This window comes from Leptotrichia shahii, assembly GCF_008327825.1.
In the GTDB taxonomy this organism is placed as follows: Bacteria; Fusobacteriota; Fusobacteriia; order Fusobacteriales; family Leptotrichiaceae; genus Leptotrichia; species Leptotrichia shahii.
Window position 1 is genome coordinate 1,461,026 of sequence record NZ_AP019827.1, and the last position, 19,574, is coordinate 1,480,599.

The 19,574-nt window shown below is 29.2% G+C and carries 19 protein-coding genes; 7 read left to right on the plus strand and 12 right to left on the minus strand.

Annotated features, from left to right (window positions below):
- Positions 1–125 precede the first annotated feature (125 nt).
- From efp to F1564_RS06790, 3 genes are all read right to left on the minus strand, one after another.
- Positions 126–698, minus strand: coding sequence for an elongation factor P (efp, locus tag F1564_RS06780; RefSeq protein WP_018449652.1), 573 nt, complete (start codon positions 696–698; stop codon positions 126–128).
- A gap of 89 nt (positions 699–787) precedes the next feature.
- Positions 788–1,552 carry an SIMPL domain-containing protein gene (locus F1564_RS06785; RefSeq protein ID WP_018449651.1) on the minus strand — a complete coding sequence of 255 codons (765 nt, stop codon included), beginning with the start codon at positions 1,550–1,552 and terminating at the stop codon, positions 788–790.
- Between the two features lie 220 nt (positions 1,553–1,772).
- Complete coding sequence (locus tag F1564_RS06790) at positions 1,773–3,308, minus strand: flotillin family protein (RefSeq protein ID WP_018449650.1); 1,536 nt, start codon at positions 3,306–3,308, stop codon at positions 1,773–1,775.
- Between the two features lie 230 nt (positions 3,309–3,538).
- Here F1564_RS06790 and fabV point away from each other — a divergent pair, with 230 nt between their 5' ends.
- Positions 3,539–4,732: an enoyl-ACP reductase FabV gene (gene fabV, locus F1564_RS06795; RefSeq protein WP_018449649.1), complete on the plus strand. Its 1,194-nt coding sequence runs from the start codon at positions 3,539–3,541 to the stop codon at positions 4,730–4,732.
- Positions 4,733–5,114: 382 nt separating this feature from the next.
- On the opposite strand, the gene F1564_RS06800 is transcribed toward fabV, so the two are convergent.
- Both F1564_RS06800 and F1564_RS06805 read right to left on the minus strand, forming a co-directional pair.
- Complete coding sequence (locus tag F1564_RS06800; RefSeq protein ID WP_018449648.1) at positions 5,115–5,552, minus strand: hypothetical protein; 438 nt, start codon at positions 5,550–5,552, stop codon at positions 5,115–5,117.
- 27 nt (positions 5,553–5,579) lie between these two features.
- Positions 5,580–6,191 carry an EndoU domain-containing protein gene (locus F1564_RS06805; RefSeq protein ID WP_018449647.1) on the minus strand — a complete coding sequence of 204 codons (612 nt, stop codon included), beginning with the start codon at positions 6,189–6,191 and terminating at the stop codon, positions 5,580–5,582.
- A 368-nt stretch (positions 6,192–6,559) separates the two neighbouring features.
- Here F1564_RS06805 and trpS point away from each other — a divergent pair, with 368 nt between their 5' ends.
- The 4 genes from trpS to F1564_RS06825 are packed head-to-tail and all read left to right on the plus strand — an operon-like array spanning position 6,560 to position 9,106.
- Entirely contained in the window at positions 6,560–7,534 is a 975-nt protein-coding gene (trpS, locus tag F1564_RS06810; RefSeq protein WP_018449646.1) for a tryptophan--tRNA ligase, read from the plus strand.
- Between the two features lie 55 nt (positions 7,535–7,589).
- Positions 7,590–7,949, plus strand: a complete 360-nt coding sequence (locus F1564_RS06815; RefSeq protein WP_018449645.1) for a type II toxin-antitoxin system RelE/ParE family toxin — start codon at positions 7,590–7,592, stop codon at positions 7,947–7,949.
- Complete coding sequence (locus F1564_RS06820; RefSeq protein WP_018449644.1) at positions 7,942–8,217, plus strand: helix-turn-helix domain-containing protein; 276 nt, start codon at positions 7,942–7,944, stop codon at positions 8,215–8,217. Before F1564_RS06815 ends, F1564_RS06820 begins: the two co-directional genes overlap by 8 nt.
- A gap of 22 nt (positions 8,218–8,239) precedes the next feature.
- Positions 8,240–9,106 carry a DUF4431 domain-containing protein gene (locus F1564_RS06825; protein WP_018449643.1) on the plus strand — a complete coding sequence of 289 codons (867 nt, stop codon included), beginning with the start codon at positions 8,240–8,242 and terminating at the stop codon, positions 9,104–9,106.
- A gap of 248 nt (positions 9,107–9,354) precedes the next feature.
- On the opposite strand, the gene F1564_RS06830 is transcribed toward F1564_RS06825, so the two are convergent.
- From F1564_RS06830 to F1564_RS06860, 7 genes are all read right to left on the minus strand, one after another.
- Positions 9,355–10,398: a hypothetical protein gene (locus tag F1564_RS06830; RefSeq protein WP_018449642.1), complete on the minus strand. Its 1,044-nt coding sequence runs from the start codon at positions 10,396–10,398 to the stop codon at positions 9,355–9,357.
- 195 nt (positions 10,399–10,593) lie between these two features.
- A complete protein-coding gene (gene trmD, locus F1564_RS06835; protein WP_018449641.1) occupies positions 10,594–11,349 on the minus strand; it encodes a tRNA (guanosine(37)-N1)-methyltransferase TrmD in 756 nt (251 codons plus the stop codon).
- 304 nt (positions 11,350–11,653) lie between these two features.
- A complete protein-coding gene (gene rimM / locus F1564_RS06840; protein WP_018449640.1) occupies positions 11,654–12,163 on the minus strand; it encodes a ribosome maturation factor RimM in 510 nt (169 codons plus the stop codon).
- An 80-nt stretch (positions 12,164–12,243) separates the two neighbouring features.
- Entirely contained in the window at positions 12,244–12,675 is a 432-nt protein-coding gene (locus F1564_RS06845; protein ID WP_018449639.1) for a PTS-dependent dihydroxyacetone kinase phosphotransferase subunit DhaM, read from the minus strand.
- Positions 12,676–12,712: 37 nt separating this feature from the next.
- Complete coding sequence (locus tag F1564_RS06850) at positions 12,713–13,276, minus strand: RNA methyltransferase (RefSeq protein ID WP_018449638.1); 564 nt, start codon at positions 13,274–13,276, stop codon at positions 12,713–12,715.
- 29 nt (positions 13,277–13,305) lie between these two features.
- Positions 13,306–14,394, minus strand: a complete 1,089-nt coding sequence (locus F1564_RS06855) for an O-antigen ligase family protein (RefSeq protein WP_018449637.1) — start codon at positions 14,392–14,394, stop codon at positions 13,306–13,308.
- A 24-nt stretch (positions 14,395–14,418) separates the two neighbouring features.
- Positions 14,419–16,704, minus strand: a complete 2,286-nt coding sequence (locus F1564_RS06860) for a peptidase U32 family protein (protein ID WP_026231167.1) — start codon at positions 16,702–16,704, stop codon at positions 14,419–14,421.
- 253 nt (positions 16,705–16,957) lie between these two features.
- On the opposite strand from F1564_RS06860, the gene F1564_RS06865 reads away from it, so the two are divergent.
- Positions 16,958–17,998: a BMP family lipoprotein gene (locus F1564_RS06865; RefSeq protein ID WP_018449635.1), complete on the plus strand. Its 1,041-nt coding sequence runs from the start codon at positions 16,958–16,960 to the stop codon at positions 17,996–17,998.
- Between the two features lie 152 nt (positions 17,999–18,150).
- Positions 18,151–19,455 carry a thymidine phosphorylase gene (locus F1564_RS06870; protein WP_018449634.1) on the plus strand — a complete coding sequence of 435 codons (1,305 nt, stop codon included), beginning with the start codon at positions 18,151–18,153 and terminating at the stop codon, positions 19,453–19,455.
- The last annotated feature ends 119 nt before the right edge of the window (positions 19,456–19,574 follow it).

Below are 19,574 nucleotides of genomic sequence, written 5' to 3' on the forward strand. Positions count from 1 at the left end.
AAGTCTAATAATTAAATTCTATTGCAATAAATTAATATATATTTAATTTTATATCATTTCTTCAAAAAAAGCTATCGTTCCTTCGATAGCTATAATTTATTATTTGCAATTTTAAATTTTTATTATTAATTTGCTCTTTCGATGTATTCACCAGTTCTTGTGTCAATTTTAATTTTGTCTCCAATTACCACAAATAAAGGTACTTGCAAACTATACCCATTTGCAATTGTCGCAGGTTTTGTCGCTCTTCCGATTGTATCTCCCTTTAATCCTGGTTCAGTATAAGTTACTTCTCTAATTACTGTGTTTGGAAGTTCTACTCCTACTGGAGTTCCTTCATACATCAACACTTGAATAATCATTTCTTCTTCCAAGAAGTTTACTGCATCTCCTAAATCTTCTGTTCTTAAAGCAATTTGTTCAAAAGTTTCCTGATCCATGAAGTTATATTCTCCATCAATTTCATATAAAAATTGCATTTGGTTTCTGTCAAGAATGATGTCATCCATAAGTTCAGTTGCCAAAACTGTAATTTCCTGAATTTTTCCTGAAATTAATTCTTTTGTTTTAAATTTTACTTCTGCTGCTCTTTGTCTTTTTCCTGATGTTGACTGATGTCTTTCAGCTTTTAGTATTAAATATGGAATGTTATCCTTTCTGTATGTGCTTCCTTGTCTTAATTCTGCTGCTGGTTTCATTAATTTTTTCCTCCTAAATTTTACTTTTTATTTATAATTTGTTTATTTCTTAGATTAAGAAATTATTTTTAAAATAAATTTTATTGTATTTAATATTTTATTAAATATGTTGCTGTCACTACTACTCTCATTTTTTTATAAATCTGATTAGATTCATTTTCATTTATTTTTTTCACATCTTCCGTATCTTCCAATACTTCAAACTGCCCTTGACTTATATTCTTCACTCCGCCAATTTCATTATTATTTACTTTTAGCATTTCAATCGCTCTTACTTCAGCATTTCGTGAAGCATCCACAACCATATCTTTTTTATATTTTTCAATATTTGTTATAAAATATTCTGGCTTATCTATCTGAATATTATTGCTTTGAAGCTTTAATTCTGACAATTTTTCAAAAAAATCTTCAGCCTTGTCAATATTTTTGGTAACAATTGAAATTGTCTCAATTCCATCATAATCTGAAATTTTAGAATTTGGCATAACTGTTGCAGAATTTATATTTATCTGCTGTTTTGTATTTGATGAATTTTCAGCATAATTTGGCTGAATTCGTAAATTTCCAATACTGTAATCTTCTTCACTAATTTTTAGATTTTTAATCAAATCCGTAGCCAATTTTTCCTTTTCTGAAATACTACTTTTCAATTCATCAATATTTTCACTTTTTTCAGAAATCACAATATTTATAAGTGCCTTATCTGCTTTTATTCTACGTTCTGACACTCCCTTTACCGTAATTCTATTTCCATCCTTATTTGCCTTATTCATGGCATTTGAAATCAATGCCGAAGATATTATTAGCCCAAAGGATAATATTGTAGGAATTATTATAAATTGTATCTTTTTCAATTTTTACTCCTTTACTGAACTTTGTAAATTTATTATAATATTCGAGTATCTTAAAATTATGATTCATACACACAAAAGCTCTATCAAATTATAGATTATTTTATAAAAAAAGTCAATTATTATACAAACTTTTTTAGTATTATCGCATGTTAAAATTTTCTCTTTATGAAACTCTCTATTTATTGGGCAAAATAAATAAATTTAATTTTTGTAAAAAAATTTATTCTTTCGTACTCTCTTTCTCTTTTGTTTCAATATTATCCTTCTTAATATTATCTAGTACTTTTCCTCCCAAAAATCCTGCAAGCAGTGATTTTATATCAATTCCTGCTCCATCAGAAATTCCATCATTGATTCTTCCGATACTTTGAGTAATGTCAGAAATCAATTTGCTTGTATTTCCATCTCCATACATTGTTATTTTATCAATATTATTTAATGGTGCCGCTACATTTTTTGCAACTTCAGGAAGCGCTTTAAAGTACATTTCTGCAACGGCTGCTTCCCCGTATTTTTTCATTGCTTCCGCTTTTTTGTCAAGTCCTTCTGCTTCCGCTAATAATGTCTCTTTTTTACCTCTGGCTTCTGCCAACAGCATTTTTTCTTTTGCTTGAGCTTCTGCATTACCTCTGGCTTCTATTCCTTCTGCCTCTGCTAACATCTTAATTTTTACTGCATTCGCTTCTGCTTCTGCCTGAATTTTCTTGGCTTCTGCTTCTGCCAAAGCCTGTAACTTTATTCCTTCTGCTTGTTTTTGCCGTTTATAAAGTTCGGCGTCTGCTTGTCTTTGTTCTTCAACTAATCTTGCTTCAGCGTCTTTTGTCATATTGTACAATTTTGCATCGGCTTTTATTTGCTGGTCAATTTTAATTTCACTTTCAAGTTTTGCTTTATTTGCACGAATTGCTTGATCTTGCTGCGTAAAATTAGCATCTCCTATTACTTCTTCATATTCTTTACGATTTTTTTCTTTTTGAATATCGTAAGTTATATCTGCAAGAGCTTGTTTTGTATCACTTTCTATTTTTAAATCCGCTTGTTTAATTTTTAGTGCATTTTGTTTTTCTGCGATTTCTTCCTGAGTCTTAATTTCAATATCCTGTGCTTCTTTGAAAGCCTGTGCTTTTGCAATCGCAACTTCCTTTTCTGAATTAGCTTTTGCAATACTTGCATCTTTTGAAATTTTAGTCGTATTTTCAATTCCTAAGTTATCAATAACTCCCTTTTCATCAGTAAACGACTGTACATTAAACGATTTTAGCTCAAGTCCCATTTTTCTTAAATCATCAATTACATTTTCTTCGACTTTTTGATTAAAAACTTTTCGATTCTGAACCATATCTTTCAAATTCATCTGTCCGATAATTTCTCTTAAATTTCCTTCCAATACATCTTTTATCGCATTACTCATGTATTCATGATTTTTATTCAAAAAATTTTTACTAGCAATAAGCATTATCTCCTGTGCCGTTCCCACCTGCAATTTTACAATCGCATCAGCTTTTATATTAATAAAATCATTGGTAGGAACAAACTGCTTTGTATCCACATCGACAGAAAATACTGCCAAATCAAGATAATCGACTCTTTCAAAAGCTCTCACATAAAATGCAAGCCTTCCGCTAACCATTCTTTTTCTAAATCCTGAAATAAACGCCATTTTATCATTTGGCACTCTCACATAAGCAAACAATGATAAAATAATCCCAAGAATAATTACAATAATAAGTCCATAAAATATAACTGCTCCCATCATTTTCCTATTTCCTTTCAAATTTTCCTATTCTTTTCTCTTCTTTAGTATTTTACCACATAATTTTCTTTAATCAATACTTCCAAAACTATTTTGATAATCAAAGTTATTTATTTCTGTTTAATTTAAAATATTTCTTGAAAACATGGCTTAAAATATGTTATCATTTTAAATGTATATGTTTTTAAAAAATAAAAAATGATATAATAAATAATTTTAGGAGGAAAAAATAAATGGTTATAAAACCTAGATTAAAAGGTGGTTTAGCACTTACAAATCATCCAATTGGAGCAAAGGAATTTGTAAAGAGACAAATTGATTATGTAAAATCGCAAGATAAGTATGAAGGTCCAAAAAAAGTACTAATTATTGGTTCTTCTTCTGGATATGGACTTGCAACAAGAATTTCCCTTGCTTTTGGTGCTGGAGCTGAAACTATCGGAGTGGCATTTGAAAAAGGTATCGAAGGGAAAAGAACTGGATCTGCTGGCTGGTGGAATACAATTGCATTTGATGAAGCTGCTGAAAAAGAAGGACTAAAATATAAAAATTTCATTGGTGATGCTTTTTCTTTTGAAATGAAAGATGATGTAATAAAATTCATCAAGGAAGAATTTGGCGGAAAAATTGACTTATTAATTTACAGCTTAGCAAGTGCTGTCAGAACTGATCCTATTGATGGAGTTACTTACCGTTCTGCCCTAAAATCTACAACAAGAGATATTACAGGACCAACTATTAACTTTGAAAAAGAAATTATGGAAGATACAACAATGGGTGTTGCAACTCCAGAAGAAATTAAAAGTACTGTAAAAGTTATGGGTGGAGAAGACTGGAAATTATGGATTGAAGCGCTTGATAAAGGCGGAGTTCTTTCTGAAGGCTTTAAAACAGTAGCTTACTCGTATTTAGGACCAAAAGTGACTTATGGAATTTATAAGGAAGGTACAATTGGAGCTGCAAAAAGAGATTTGGAACATACTTCTGATATTTTGAATGACTTTTTAAAGAAAAGATATAACGGAGAGGCTTATGTTTCATTAAGTAAAGCGTTAATGACAAAAGCAAGTGCAGTTATCCCTATTTTCCCATTATACGCAGCATTACTTTATAAAGTAATGAAGGAAAAAGGTATTCATGAAGGTACAATTGAACAAAAACATAGATTATTAACTAAAATGGTTTATGGAAATGAGCCAGTAATTGACGAAGAAAGGAGATTACGTCCAGATAACTGGGAAATGCGTGAAGATGTTCAAGCTGAAGTAGAAGCACTTTGGGATAAAGTTACTCCAGAAAACTTTAAAGAAATAAGTGATTACGCTGGAGCAAGGGAAGAATTCATGCAATTAAATGGATTTGACTTTGACAACGTAGATTACGATGCTGATCTTGATTTAGAAGAATTGGCAAAATTAAGACCTTAATTTTAGAGATAATCAGGAAATAAAATAATAAAAAAATTAGACTATCTTAATTTAGAATAAAAATTATTCTTTTGATAGTCTTTTTTTATACTCCGCAGGAGTGAAGAATCAAAGGTGAAATTCTTTTAAAGTTTACTTTCTTGTTATTCTGTAAATAAAGTACAGTAAAACAATCAACACTAATAAAAACTCCAGCATCTGACTACCCGCTTAAATTGTGATTTTATGAGTTAGCGAAACTCATAAATTATTACAAAAAAGACTAGAAAAATCTAGTCTTTCCATCGCTATTTTTTTTAATCACAATTTATACCCTACGAGGTTTTCCTCTTAGTAAATATATTAAACCATAAAATTTTTAAATTGCAATAAAGATTTTTTATTAAATCTCCACCACAATTTCACTTTTTAAATCGAATTCCATCCCCAAAAACTTTTTCCAGCTTTCCAAAACTTTTTTATACTCTTCAAACTTACAGCTCCACAGCGGATATTCCTCACAAATCCCAAAAATCGTATGCTCAAATTCTACTCTATTTTTATTAATTTTATGTTGAAAAGCCTGTCCATCCCAAATAGTTTCCTGCAATTTTTCATTTTCAACTTGTTCCAATTGGGGCAACAGAATATTAATTATTTCCGTATCTGGAAAATCTTCCATTATTCCAGTTATTAGATATTTTGTATACTCTGCTTTCTTTTTTTCTAAATATCCACTTTTTTTATTATTTTTTGCTATTTCCCTTTCAGAAAATTTCACTTCTGGAAATGCAGTCAATCCAAAATCTTCATCGTCGTAATAGCCAAATTTTATAATCATCGTACTTCTCCTTTCCTCAACTTGCTTTTAACGATTTTCATAAACTGGATAGGCTGTTATTCTTGGACTTTTGTAACCACGAATTAAAACTCCGCTTTTGCTGATTCCCTGCCACATATTACTATCTCTGCCCTTTAAATCTTTTCTATTTTCCCAGGCTGAATTTATTTCATCAATAATTCTGGCTTCGTCCCAATTTTCTGGAAACATCGTATTTACACCGCCATTAGAAGTTTTTGCCTGCCAAGTTCCATCTTTTTTCTTTACTTCAATGCTTGCCCGATATACTCCATTTTTAGCTGGACTTCCAATCTTTTTTACAATTCTGACATCTCCACGTAAAAGCGAATGTCCTCCCGTAACTTTTCCTTGCGAATTTTCATCCCCGCCAATTACATGTTCATAATCAATTTTATATTTTTTATCATTTTGATATTGTTTTTCATTGCTATTTTTCTTATTGTTATTTTTTTTGTTTTCCCATTTAGCAGATTTATTACTTTCTTTATTTTGTGCAACAAATCCTTTTGAAAAATTATTTCTCGTTTTATTACTATTTCTTTCAAAATACATTTTTCCAAGTCCAAATAGAACAATAACAATCAGCAGCAATATTTTTGTTAATCTATTTTTATTCATTTTACAAACATCTCCTTTTCATATTTTAATTCAACAGTCATTTGTAAAAGTCTAAAACTTTCAACAAGTACAGTATTTTTTAATGTTTTAATTTCTTATTTTTTTCCACTCTCTAACAAGGAGCTTGACCCCTTATGATTTAAATACTGTTTTTATTCAATTTTTATCACTTTTACACTTAACATTTTAATTTGAGCATATTATATCAAAGTTATATTTTAAAATCAATAGAACTCTATTCTAAATGTTTTACAAAAATTTTTTTTAGTGATATAATAGTTACATACTTTTAAAACATATTTTAACTTTTTAAAAATAAATTGATAAGTTTTAAAATAAAAATACTTAAATAAATTATGGAGGTTTTTATGAGAAGTTTATCTGGTATTCAGCCCAGTGGGATTTTACATATTGGAAACTATTTTGGAGCAATCAAGCAATTCGTAGAACTGCAAAATGATTATGAAGGCTTTTATTTTTTGGCAAATTATCATGCCCTGACATCTTCGCCAAAAGGAGAAGATTTAAAATCTAATACAATAAACGTGATTCTGGATTATTTAGCTTTGGGGCTAAATCCTAAAAAATCAACATTATTTTTGCAGTCAGACGTACCTGAACATGCAGAATTATCTTGGATTTTATCAAATATTTCTCCAATGGGGCTATTGGAAAGAGCTCATTCATATAAAGATAAGGTTGCAAAAGGAATTAAGCCAAATGTGGGACTGTTTACTTATCCGATACTTATGGCAGCTGATATTTTAATGTATTCTCCAGATATTGTGCCTGTTGGAAAAGATCAGAAGCAGCATTTGGAAATGACTCGTGATATTGCAACTAAATTCAATGAAACTTATAACAAAGAAATCTTCAAATTACCAAAAGAAAAAATTGTTGAAAATGTGGCAACTGTGCCAGGAACAGATGGTGACAAGATGAGTAAATCTTATGGAAATGTAATAAATATGTTTGGTTCAAAAAAAGCATTGAAAAAACAGATTATGAGTATTGTAACAGATTCAACACCTTTAGAAGAACCAAAAGATCCTGACAACAACATCACAAAATTATATGCTCTTTTTGCAACAGAAACAGAAGTAGAAGCATTGAAAGAAAAATTTAAAGCAGGAAATTTTGGATACGGACATGCCAAAAATGAATTATTTGATAAATTTATGGATTATTTCGTACCATTCCAGAAAAAACGTGAAGAGCTAGAAAATAATATGGATTATGTTTATGAAATTTTACATGAAGGTGCAATTAAAGCTAGAAATATTGCTACTGCCAAGATGGATGAAGTTAGAGATGCAGTTGGACTTTTGAAGAAAAATTATTAAAAAATTCTTGACAATATATGTTATATCATATAAAATATAAAAGGGAGGGGAAAATATGAGTAAATTTATTGTAGAATTTTTTGAAAAAGGAAATGGAACTTGTCCAGTAAAAGAATTTATTGTTTCACAAGATTTAAAAATGAAGACAAGGCTAGTTCGTATGATAAAGTTATTAGAATTAGAAGGTAACAATGTCAGAGAACCGTACTCTAAATCTCTAGGAGATGGAATTTATGAAATAAGGGTACAACAAGGGAGTAATATAGCAAGAATTCTATATTTTTTTGTAATAAGTAGAAAGATTATTTTAACCAATGGATTTATAAAAAAATCTCAAAAAACATCTAAACTAGAGATAAATAAAGCTAAAAAGTTTCGGTTTGAATATTTTAAAAGGAGTGACAAATATGAGTAAATATTTTAAAGATTTTTTAAACGAGCAATTAAAAGATGAAGAGTTTAGAAAAGAATACGAAAGTCTTGAAGCAGAATTTCAAATTATAAAAGAAATTATTGAAGCAAGAAAAGATAAAAATATCACACAAAAGGAATTGTCAGACTTAACTGGGATAACGCAAGGAGATATAAGCAAAATAGAAAACGGAAATGCCAATCCTTCACTAAAAACATTAAAAAAATTGGCTGCTGCATTTGGTAAAAAATTAGTAATTTCATTTGAATAAAAAAATGAAAGGAAATTAATATATGAAAAAATTAATTATATTATCAATATTATTGACAACTCTTTCATACGGTTTAAATAATAAAAGTAATAATGATAAAAAATCAGAAAAAAATTCTGTGAAAAAAGTAAGGACTTCAGAACAAGAAGTAAAAGAAATGGTTGAATTATGGAATAAGGCTTCAAGTAATGGAGATTTTACAGTTTTGGAAAATATGCTTGCAGATAAAGTTGAATATTATCAGCAAACAGTTACAAAGGATTACTATATTAAAGACCAAAAGAAATTTTTTGAAAAGAATCCTATTTACGGGCAAGTGATTAAAGGGAATATTAATATTCAGCAAATTTCAGATACACAATATAAAGCAGAATTTGTAAAAGAAGTTACAACTAAAAAAGGAACGAAAGACTATCCATCTTATTTAGTTTTCAAAAAAATAGGAAATGAATGGAAACTAATTTTAGAAAGTGATATGGTTTCTGATGCAAATATTGAGAAATCAAAAAAACAAAAAACAGAAAATCCTAATAAATCAACATATTATTATACAAATAACCAGACTTTAATTGGAATATTTGACATAAAAAAAATATTTGTAGAAGATGGAGCAGCAAATGAAAATGGGAAAACTATTTATCCATATTTTTTATTTTTAAGTTCACCAATAAAAGTAGTTCCTTCAGTTGCAAATGATTCTGAGAATGTAGTTGAAACAGGAGTAACTGAATTACATTTAGTTCTTGATGAAAATCTGATTAACTATTTAAAATCAAATCAAGCATATGGTAAAAAAGTTAAAATGACAGGAGAGTTATTTCATTCGCAGACTATACATCATCAATCTGCTGTTTTAATGGATGTTAAAGATATAGAAATATTAAATTAATTCATAAAAATATAAAATAAAAAGACTGACTATTAAAAATTAAATAACTACATTTGAAAAAAATTTAATACTATTTTCTATTAGAGCAATGGATTTGTTATAAACTTTATTTAACAAAAGGTCTTGATCCCTTGCAAAAAAACTCATAACCAGTCTGCTATTTAAATAAAAAACAGTATTATAAATAAAAAAGGCACGCTCAGGTGTCTTTTTTTGAACTTTAAATTTTTTTACTACTTCTATGTATACTAATTTTTTATAAGACTTGCATTAATTATAGCATACAAATTTTTGGCATCTTTTTCAAATTTTACACTATATTTATAACCTTTTTCAGTTTTTTCTATATTTTCAGGCAATTTGTTAAATTCAAGTCCATTTTCTGCATTAATTAGAGTAATTTTTAAATTTTTTATATTTTTTGAAGGCTTATTTTGAAAAACTACATTTATATCAAGATTAATTGCTTTATTTTTTTCAGCCAATATTTTGTCTTTTTCTGTTTCAGATATGTCTGTAACTTTTGAAGAAATTTTTACGATCTCAGGCTTTTCTGGAGCTGCTCCTTCGCTATTTGTAAGTATCAATATTTTATCATTTTGTCTAGTTTTGTTAGATACTTCAAATACAATTTTTTCAAAATTCTTAATGTCTTTCACTTTAATATTTTTGGCTTTCAGATCGAGTGTATTTCCAGTTATTACATCAACAGGTTCAGGCTTATTGTCTTTCACATTTATATTACGGCTTCCTCTTCCTCCAAATAATATGCTTTCTTTCCCAAACAATACAGAATTACTCTCTATTACGATTTTATTATTTATGACAGAACCTCTGTGGCTGTAACCGCCATAAACATTACCACCAATTTTCGAGTCGCCTTTTATTATTATTTCATTATCACTTACTACTGAATTTTGTCCAGCACCACCATAGACACTTCCACCTCTTACTGCTTTCACTCCATCTTTTTCCCAAAATCCATTTGTTGCCAAAACACCGCCATTAATAATTACCTTGTTATTTTTTATTTCAGAAAATTTATTGTCGTTGTCTTCTACTGCACCAAAAACACGTTCAAGAGGCTTTCCCCCTGAATTAATATAGACAGTATTTCCTTCAGGACTTGAAGAAATACCAAATGAATTTTCCAATTTTACAAATCCTAATGCTTGAGTAGCCTTATTATCTTTTGGATATGTCACCATTTCCTTTGCAGCAAGACTCATACTTAACATTGCAATTCCCGCTAAAATAATTAATCCCTTTTTTAATTGACTTCCCATTTTCATAATGCCCTCCTAGAAATAAATTATTTTCAAAATTAAATTTTGAATAAGTTTATATATATTTTACTCCTAATTAGTTTGATTGTCAATTATTAAGTTAATAAAAATATATTGAGACACATTATACATTTAATTTTATTAATAAAAGAATTTCTGTATAACTATTTTTTTTAATTTGTGTTTTTAACTTCATATATTTTATTTATTTTTTAAATATTTTTTATAAACTTTCTTAAATTCCAAATCCTCATCAATATTCTCCAACTTTTTCTCAAACAAATCCATTCTATTTTTCATAGTTTTCTCAATTGAATGAAACTGCCTATATTCATCAATTTTAGCATGATTGCCACTTCGCAATACTTCTGGAACAATATAGCCATCAATTTCCACAGGTCTTGTATACTGCGGGAATCCCAAAAGCCCGTTATAAAATGAGTCAGTTTCAAAAGATTCCTTTTTTATTACGCCTTCTTTTATACGGATTACAGAATCCATGATTACAAGGGAGGGCAAATCTCCGCTACTTAGCACATAATCACCAATGGAAATTTCTTCATCTACAAATTTATCAATTACCCTTTGGTCAAGTCCTTCATAACGTCCAGAAATAAGTACAATTTCCTCTTTTTCAGAAAGTTCAGTAACTTTGTTGTGAGTTAATTGTTTTCCCTGTGGAGATAAAAAAATTACGTAAGGTTTTTTTGAATTTCCGTTGTTGTAAAATTCATAATTTTCGTAAAAGAAATTCCAGTAGGCTTCTGGCTTTAGAACCATTCCTGCACCGCCACCAAAGGGAATATCATCCATCTGGCTGTGTTTATTTCTGGCATAATCTCTGATATTTACGATATTAAAATTTATGATATCTTTATCACTTGCTCTTTTTAGGATAGTTTGTGATAAATATTGCTCAAATAATTCTGGAAATAATGTGAGTACACTAAATTTCATTGATTTTACTCCCTTTTTATAATAATTTTTATCTATTTGCAAAAGTATAAGAATTCTAATAGAAGTTTGATAATCTAAGTTTTTTATCTATACAAGGAGGCACTCCCCTTGCTTTAAGATATTTATTTTATTATAATAAAACCGATTTAAAACTGAACTCAAAAGCTATGACTATTTTATTCAAATCTTAAATTTATATGTTTTTTAATAGTTTAATTTTAAATAGGTTCAAGTATAATTTTAAAAAATAAAAATTATATTTTTTTATTTAATGACAGCTCTAATAAAATTACATCAGATTTCATTATTCTCGCATTCCATCAATTAGAGCTACTTCGATTTTTCCATTTGGAAAGTCAATTTTTGTTACAAATTCATCAATTAATGGAACCATAATTTCTTTTTCTGTATCAATATCTTCAATAATTAAGATATTATGAGCAGCGGTTTCCATTACATCAACAATTTCACCAATTTTCTTATTTTCAAAAAATACTTCTAGTCCAAATAGATCTTTTATATAAAAGTTATCCTCATTTTTTTCTGGCAATAAATCACGTCGAATTTTAACTTTATAGCCATTTAATTCCTTTGCACTATCAACATTGTCAATTCCTTCAAAATCTAAAATTACTTTTTTGTCGTTTAATCTTTTTACATTTTTTACAACAAGCAATCTTTTTTTATCATTTTTTTCAAGGAGAACACGCTCATTTTGGATAAGTTCAATGTTTTCAAAAATTGAGTTAATTTTGACGCTTCCTCGTAAATGGTGTGTTCCAACAATTGTTCCTATATTTACTAAGTTTTCCATTATTTACTATTATTTCTCACTTTCTTAATTTTTTCATTTTGACAAGGAGTCAAGACCCCTTGCTTTGTTTTTAATTTTAATTAAATTTCCTTTCTTAATTTTGTAAATTTTCTGCTATCTTCAGCAATTATTTTCAAATCATTCAGGTCAATTCCATCAAAATTACCCGCAACTGCTGAAATTACCCCCTCCAAAAACGGAGCATCTGCAATTTTAGCTTCAACTTGCCCTTCCAATTCCTTTATTGCCTTAACTGCATTAAATACGGAACTTCCCATATCTACAAAGACAAGCACTCCTGCCCCCTTGTCAGCACGGATTATAGCCTGCTTTACATTTTCAACATTTGTTCCATAAACCTCCTTTTTCGCATCACCCCCATTTTCCAAGGCAAAATCCTCTTGCTTGAACACTTTTACAAAGTTAATAACTTCTTCTGCAAGTGTATTACTATGACTGACTACTACAATTCCTGCTAATCCTTTATTTTTTGCTTCCATATTTCTGCTCATTCTCTCCTTCTAGATTTTCTATATATTTTTTATTAATTTAATTTTCACCCAGCAGTCTATCTAAAACTATTGAAACGGCACTTCTGACACATAAATGATTATATTGGGTTTTTCCACGGATTGGCTCTAAAATTTTGTAGGACAAATCCATAATTTCGCTTGTAAGTCCCCATCCAGTTCCAAATAAAATTAAGTATGGAGTATCATCTTCAATGATTTCCTTGCCTAAATCAGCATATCCTACAGTATTTGGAAAAATTTTTGCTGAAGTTGTAATAATTTTTGGCTTTTTTCCTTCAATTTTCTCAATAGTTTTTATAGAACTTTGGACAGAATCTTCAAGCTTTGTATTTTCAAAGGCTTCATTTCGATTTTTGTTAAATTCTATTCCGTTTCCTTCAGTCCAGTAGCCGATTATTCTGCCTGTCAGCTCCTTCTGGGCATCAACTGGAGTAATTATGAAATATTTTTTTATATCATAAGTTCTGCAGGTTCTGGAAATATCATGTATATCAAAGTTTGTAACTGAAGTCGCTACAACTGCATTATTTTTATTGTATACAGGATAGTGAACAAGTCCTACATATATATTATTTCTCATTTTTTTGTTCCTTCCTCATTTTTAATTTTTTATTTATTTCGTATTTGTCTATAACCACATATTTTCTCATTTTTTTCCTTATAAGCCAGAGCCATAATGAATAAAAGTACAGTCTGTACCCAAAAAATCGCAAAATCAGTAAAATTATGAACTACAATTCCAGCAATTAAAGCAATTTTCAAAACATTATTTCTATCGTTTCTCAAAATATCGTATAAATATCGTAAAAATACAGTAAGTAAAGCTATTGTTCCAATTAATCCGTAGCTCAAAAGCAATTCTACCAATGCATTATGCGAATGTGGATACACGTAATTCGTAAATTTATAGTAAAAAAAGTTCCCGTGTCCGTATAAAAGGTTTGTTTTTTTGAAGATTCTAATTGCCATATCAATGATTTCTATTCTTAACCAAAAATATTCTATTAGCGTACTTTCCCGCAAAAATGGAAAAACTCCTGAAATTACTCCAAAAATATATGACACAAGCATTAAGATTAATCCTGCAAAATATCGCCTTTTCAAAAAATAGAAAAAAAGTACAAATACTCCAAGAATCACTGCAATTAGCGATGACCTTGAGCCTGTTATCAGGATTGTTAAAATATTCATAATAAATATGGCAAAATTGATTTTTGACCTTTTTTCAAAAGTAAAATATAAGTTTATAATTGCCGACATCATCATAATGCTTCCAAGATAATTTGGATTAAAATATGCAAAATATCCTACTCTGTTATGCGTGAACAGAAATTCTCCAATTCCGATAAAAAGCGATATTCCAGAAAATTTTGCCATCCATTCCAAATTATTTTTTTTAAATTCTACATCTACAATCAATGTATAATAACGTCCAACTATAATGCACAAAAATATTGGAATTGCCATTAATCCCAAAATATTTTTGTAAAAGGCAGATGTTATAAGGGAAAATCCAAGAACGATTCCCACAGTAATAAGTGATTTATCTTTAAATATCTTTTTATATTCTCCAGTTGTAAAAATATTTATTAATATTAAAATACTAAATAAAATAACCAAAGCATAATGCACAAAAATTGATGCACCTAAAAGTAAATATAATTTTTCCAGATATTTCTGTCTTTTCTCAATTTCCAAGGTTCCTCCTTTAATTTTAATAATTTATAAAACTCCCTGTTCAAAAGCGTAAGGAGTATATTTTCCACTTTTTGTATTAATACTTTTTATAATTTTTCTTACTTCATCATCATCTTCAAACGTAAAATCCAGCCTTAATTCATCCAGATCCAGTTCATAAATCTCATCTAATTTGGGTATTAAGTTCATTGGCTTATCCAAATAAAGTTCGATATTATCCAACTCGTTTTTTACAATTTTATACTTATCGTAAAATTCCCCTTCTAACTCTTTGTAATTCTCATTAAAAATTTTATGCTCAATATACATTCCTTTTAAATAGCCATAAATTACAAGACCTTTTTTTAATTTATCGGATTTTATATTTTTTAACTGTCGATAGCTTAATTCTGGCGATAAAAATATAGTTTCTAAATTTTTAAAGTTAGAAAACATTTCAATTGTATGATTATTGAAAATGTTTAAGTTCCAATCTAATGCTTGTTTTTTTGCTCCAAATTTTTCTCCCATAATTGTCTGATAAAGGTTAGAAACTAAGTTTGTTCCAATTTTTATTTTATCTGTTTTGGACAAGTTCTTTTCTTTGGCAACATCAAATTGTTTTCGATAAATTTTTGTTATTCCCATTTCACGACAGGCTTTTTCTTGCTCATCATTTGTAACAAGTGCTGAAATAATAGGCTTTTTCGTGTTTTCTGTATTTCCATTTTCCTTATTTTTAGAATTTTTATTTAATTCAAAATCATATTTTTTTCGCTCAATAGCTGTTCTTTTATAGGATTCCAGTAATTTTTCCAAAAGTTCCAGAACACATTCTCTTTTTAAATTTTTCAGTTCACTAAACGGAATAAATGAAGTCCCGTCGTAATCAATCTGAATTTTTCCAAGCTCAAAAGTTGTATCTCCAAGTTCCCCAATTTTTTCAGCAATTTGCTCTTTTGTAATCAATTTTTTTGCCTCTTGTTCAATAATATTCCCTTTTTTCGTAACAGAAATTATCTCATTTTTTAAATTTTCAATTTCCAGTGTAAGTTTAATTTCCTGACCTTTTTTTGCAAACAATTTTGCATCAATAGTTGCATATCTTTTGGAAATCTTTATATTATGAATAATTCTATCATTAATTTCTTTAGAATAATTTTTATAAATGTACTTTGTCCCTTTTGGTAATTTACCAATGGAAATAATATCATATTTATAAGCTTTTGAAGTTTTTTCTTCAGTTTTTTTCTTTTTCTTTTCAAAATCTTTTTTTCTAAATTCATTATTTTCTTTCTTTCCATTTTCTCCAGCTTCAATAATCCGAATTTTATTTACATATTCTCCGCCAATCTGTTCAAAATTTTTATCTACAAATTGAACTCCATCTCCTAAAATTAATTCGTCATCAATTTTAAAGTTATTTGATTCGCCAATTCTCGCACCTAGAAAATATCCGAAATTTGAAGAATATTTAAAGTTCATAAGTTTATCATCTAAATAAAAATATCCCTTTGAATACCCACGGTTAAAGAGCTTGTAGCTTTCTGTCGGTCGTGGAGTACCTTTTAAAATATTATCGTAATAACTTACGGTTTCGTAGACATATTCGCTCGATTTTTTCCGTCCTTCGACTTTTATTGCATCAATTCCAATACTTTTTAACATATTGATTTCCTTTTCCTGCAAAAGCTGGTCGTTTGGGCTTAGAAAATATGCACTTTTGCCATTTTCATCCGTAAACTTTTTACGGCAAGAATATGCACAGAGTCCACGATTTCCACTTCTCCCCCCAATAAAGCTGCTTATATAGCAATTTCCAGAGTAGGAAATGCAAAGTGAACCTGAAACAAAGATTTCCAGCTCTATATCCGTTTTTTCACGGATACTTTTTATTTCTTCAAAGGAAAGTTCTCTCGCAAGACAGACACGAGTTAGACCCAGTTCCTTTAATTTATTGGCTTCTACATGATTTGCCACAGTCATTTGCGTACTTCCGTGAATTTTTAAGTTTGGAAAATTTTCCTTTAAAAACTTCACAAATCCCAGATCCTGTACAATCACAGCATCAATTCCATGTTCATAAACTCTTTTGACATTATTGTACATACTGTTAATTTCGCTGTCCTTTAAAATCGTATTCAAAGTCATAAGCGTTTTAACCCCACGTGAATGAGCATAGTCAATCCCGTCAAATACCTCCTGCATAGCCAGATTTTCATTATTCCTTCTAGCCCCAAATCCCTTCAGACCAAAAAATACCTCGTTAGCCCCAGCCTTCACCGCCGCAACCAGTTTTTCATAATTTCCTGCTGGTGCCAGAATATTCATTTTTTTCTTTTTATCAAAATCTATTTCCTGTTTCAACTTTAATTTCTCTCCATTTTTTCAAATTTTTTCATTTTTTATATTATAGCAAATTTGCTATTTTTTTCCAATTTATTTTTCTTATATATTTCATAAAAAGTGACATTTACACTTTCAATTTACTACTAAAAAAATTTTTCAAAAAAATTATTTAAAAATTTAGAAAAATAGGGTATAATTGATTATGGAAAAAATATAAAATTTTTAGGAGGAGAAAATGAAAAGAATTTTAACAATTTTTAGTGTAATTTTTGCACTAATGTTAATTGTAGCTTGTGGAAATAAGCCAGCTACTGGAGAGCAGGTAAAAGATGGAAAAACTTTTACTGACTCAACAAATTCTAAAAAATCTGTTGCAGTAGTTTACTCTACAGGTGGAAAAGGTGACAAATCGTTTAATGATGCAACTTTTAGAGGATTACAAAAAGCTCAGAAGGAACTTGGGATTTCTTTTAAAGAATATGAGCCAAAGGACCCAGCGACAGAAGCAAAAAATGCTTTGACACAATTTGCAGAAACTGGTGAATTTGACTTAATTATCGCAGTTGGTTATACAATGAAAGATTCGCTAGTTGCAGTAGCCAAAGCCTTCCCAGATCAAAAATTTGCAATAATTGATGAAACTGTAACTGGACTTCCAAATGTTGCTTCTATCTTGTTTAAAGAGCATGAAGGGTCATTCCTTGTAGGTGCATTAGCTGGAATGATGGATAAAACAGGAACTATTGGATTTGTTGGAGCAAATGAATCTGAACTAATTAACAGATTTTATGCTGGATATGCACAAGGAGCAAGATATGTAAAACCTAGCATTAAAGTTTTACCTGTTTACATCGGAGGAAGCAATTCTTTCAACGATCAAGCATCAGCTAAAGCAAAAACAGAAACTTTAATTCAGCAAGGTGCAGATGTAATTTATCACGCAGCTGGAGCAAGTGGACTTGGAGTATTCCAAGCAGTTAAAGAAAAAAATGTTTATGGGATTGGTGTGGATTCTAATCAAGATTCCCTATATCCTGGAACAATCTTAACTTCTATGATGAAATATGTTGACAATGCGGTATTTGATGTTATAAAGACTACTGCTGAAGGAAAATTTGAAGCAAAAGTACAAACTTTTGGAATCAAGGAGAATGGAGTAGGAACTACAGACTTTGGATTTACAAAAGATAAAATTGGTGAAGAAAACATCAAACGTCTTGAACAAATCAAACAGGATATTAAAGACGGAAAAATTGTAGTAAAATCTTCAATATAGTTGTTTAATAATAAGTATGTATTAAAATTAATAATGTCTTTAAATTCAAAAAATTACCAACGGCTGTTTTGGAATTGATATAAAAATTAAATATCATTCTTTTACAGCCTTTTCTTTATTAGAAAATTTAGAATTAAATAGGAGATGATTTTATGAGAGCTGTGGATATAATTCAAAAAAAACGTGATAATAACGAACTTTCAGAAACGGAAATTGAATTTTTATTAAATGGGTATTTATCAGGAAATATACCTGACTATCAGATGGCGGCATTTCTTATGGCTGTTTATTTTAACAATATGACAAAAAACGAATTATTAAAATTTACAATGTTAATGCGAGATTCTGGAGATACTATAAAATTTGATGAAATAAATAGATTTCTCGTTGATAAGCACAGCACTGGCGGAGTTGGTGACAAAGTTACAGTTATCCTTTCTCCCATTTTATCAGCACTTGGAATGGGAAATGTAAAACTTTCTGGAAAAGGTCTTGGACATACTGGCGGAACAATTGATAAATTTGAATCAATTCAAGGCTTCAAATTTTCAACAACAAAAGAAGAGCTCGTGAAAATTGCCAATAAAACTGGAATCGGTCTTATGGGCTACAGTAATAAAATTGTCCCGCTTGACAAAAAATTATACTCTTTACGTGATGTTACAGCAACTGTTCCAAGTATTCCTCTAATTGCAAGCAGCATTATGAGTAAAAAATTGGCAATTTACTCAGATATCATAATTCTTGATGTAAAAGTTGGGGATGGAGCTTTTATGAAAAATTTGGATCAAGCTAAAAAATTAGCAGAACGAATGATGGAAATCGGAAAGGGAGCAGGCAGAAAGATTAAAGTTGTGCTTAGCAATATGGATGAGCCATTAGGTCATGCAATTGGAAATGGGAATGAAATTATTGAGGCAATAGAATTTCTAAAAGGAAATTGTGCTGATGATGTGAAAGAAGTTGTCTATACAATCGCAGGTCTTGCATTAAAGGAAAAAGGGGAAATATCAGAACTTTGCGAGGCTTATGAAAAAATTGACAAAGTTATAAAAAATGGAAGTGCATTACAAATATTAGCTGAATTTATTGGAGAAAGCGGTGGAAATAAGGAACTTGTAAATAATTACGATTTGCTTCCAAAAGCTAAATATAAAATGGAAATTTTTTCTGAAAATGCAGGATATATAAAAAGAATAAAAACAGAAAAAATTGGGAAGGCTGCAATGATTATTGGGGCTGGACGTGCTAAAAAAGGAGATGAAATTGATCATTCGGCGGGAATAAATATTTTTAAGAAAGTAGGAGAAAAAATTTCAAAAAATGAAAAAATTGCTGAGATTTATTATAATGACGACAAAAATATAAATGAATCCAAAGATATGGTTTTAGATGCTTTTGAGTTAACTAAAGAAAAAATTGAAAAGCCTAGAGCTGTTTTAGAAATTATCGAATAAAATAAAAAAACTACACTTCCTATCTTATTTTTTCAAAGATTTTACACTATTTCCCATTTTAATAGCAAATTAATTGTGAATTTTTTGTAAGGGGTCAAGACCCCTTGTTAGCAAATAAT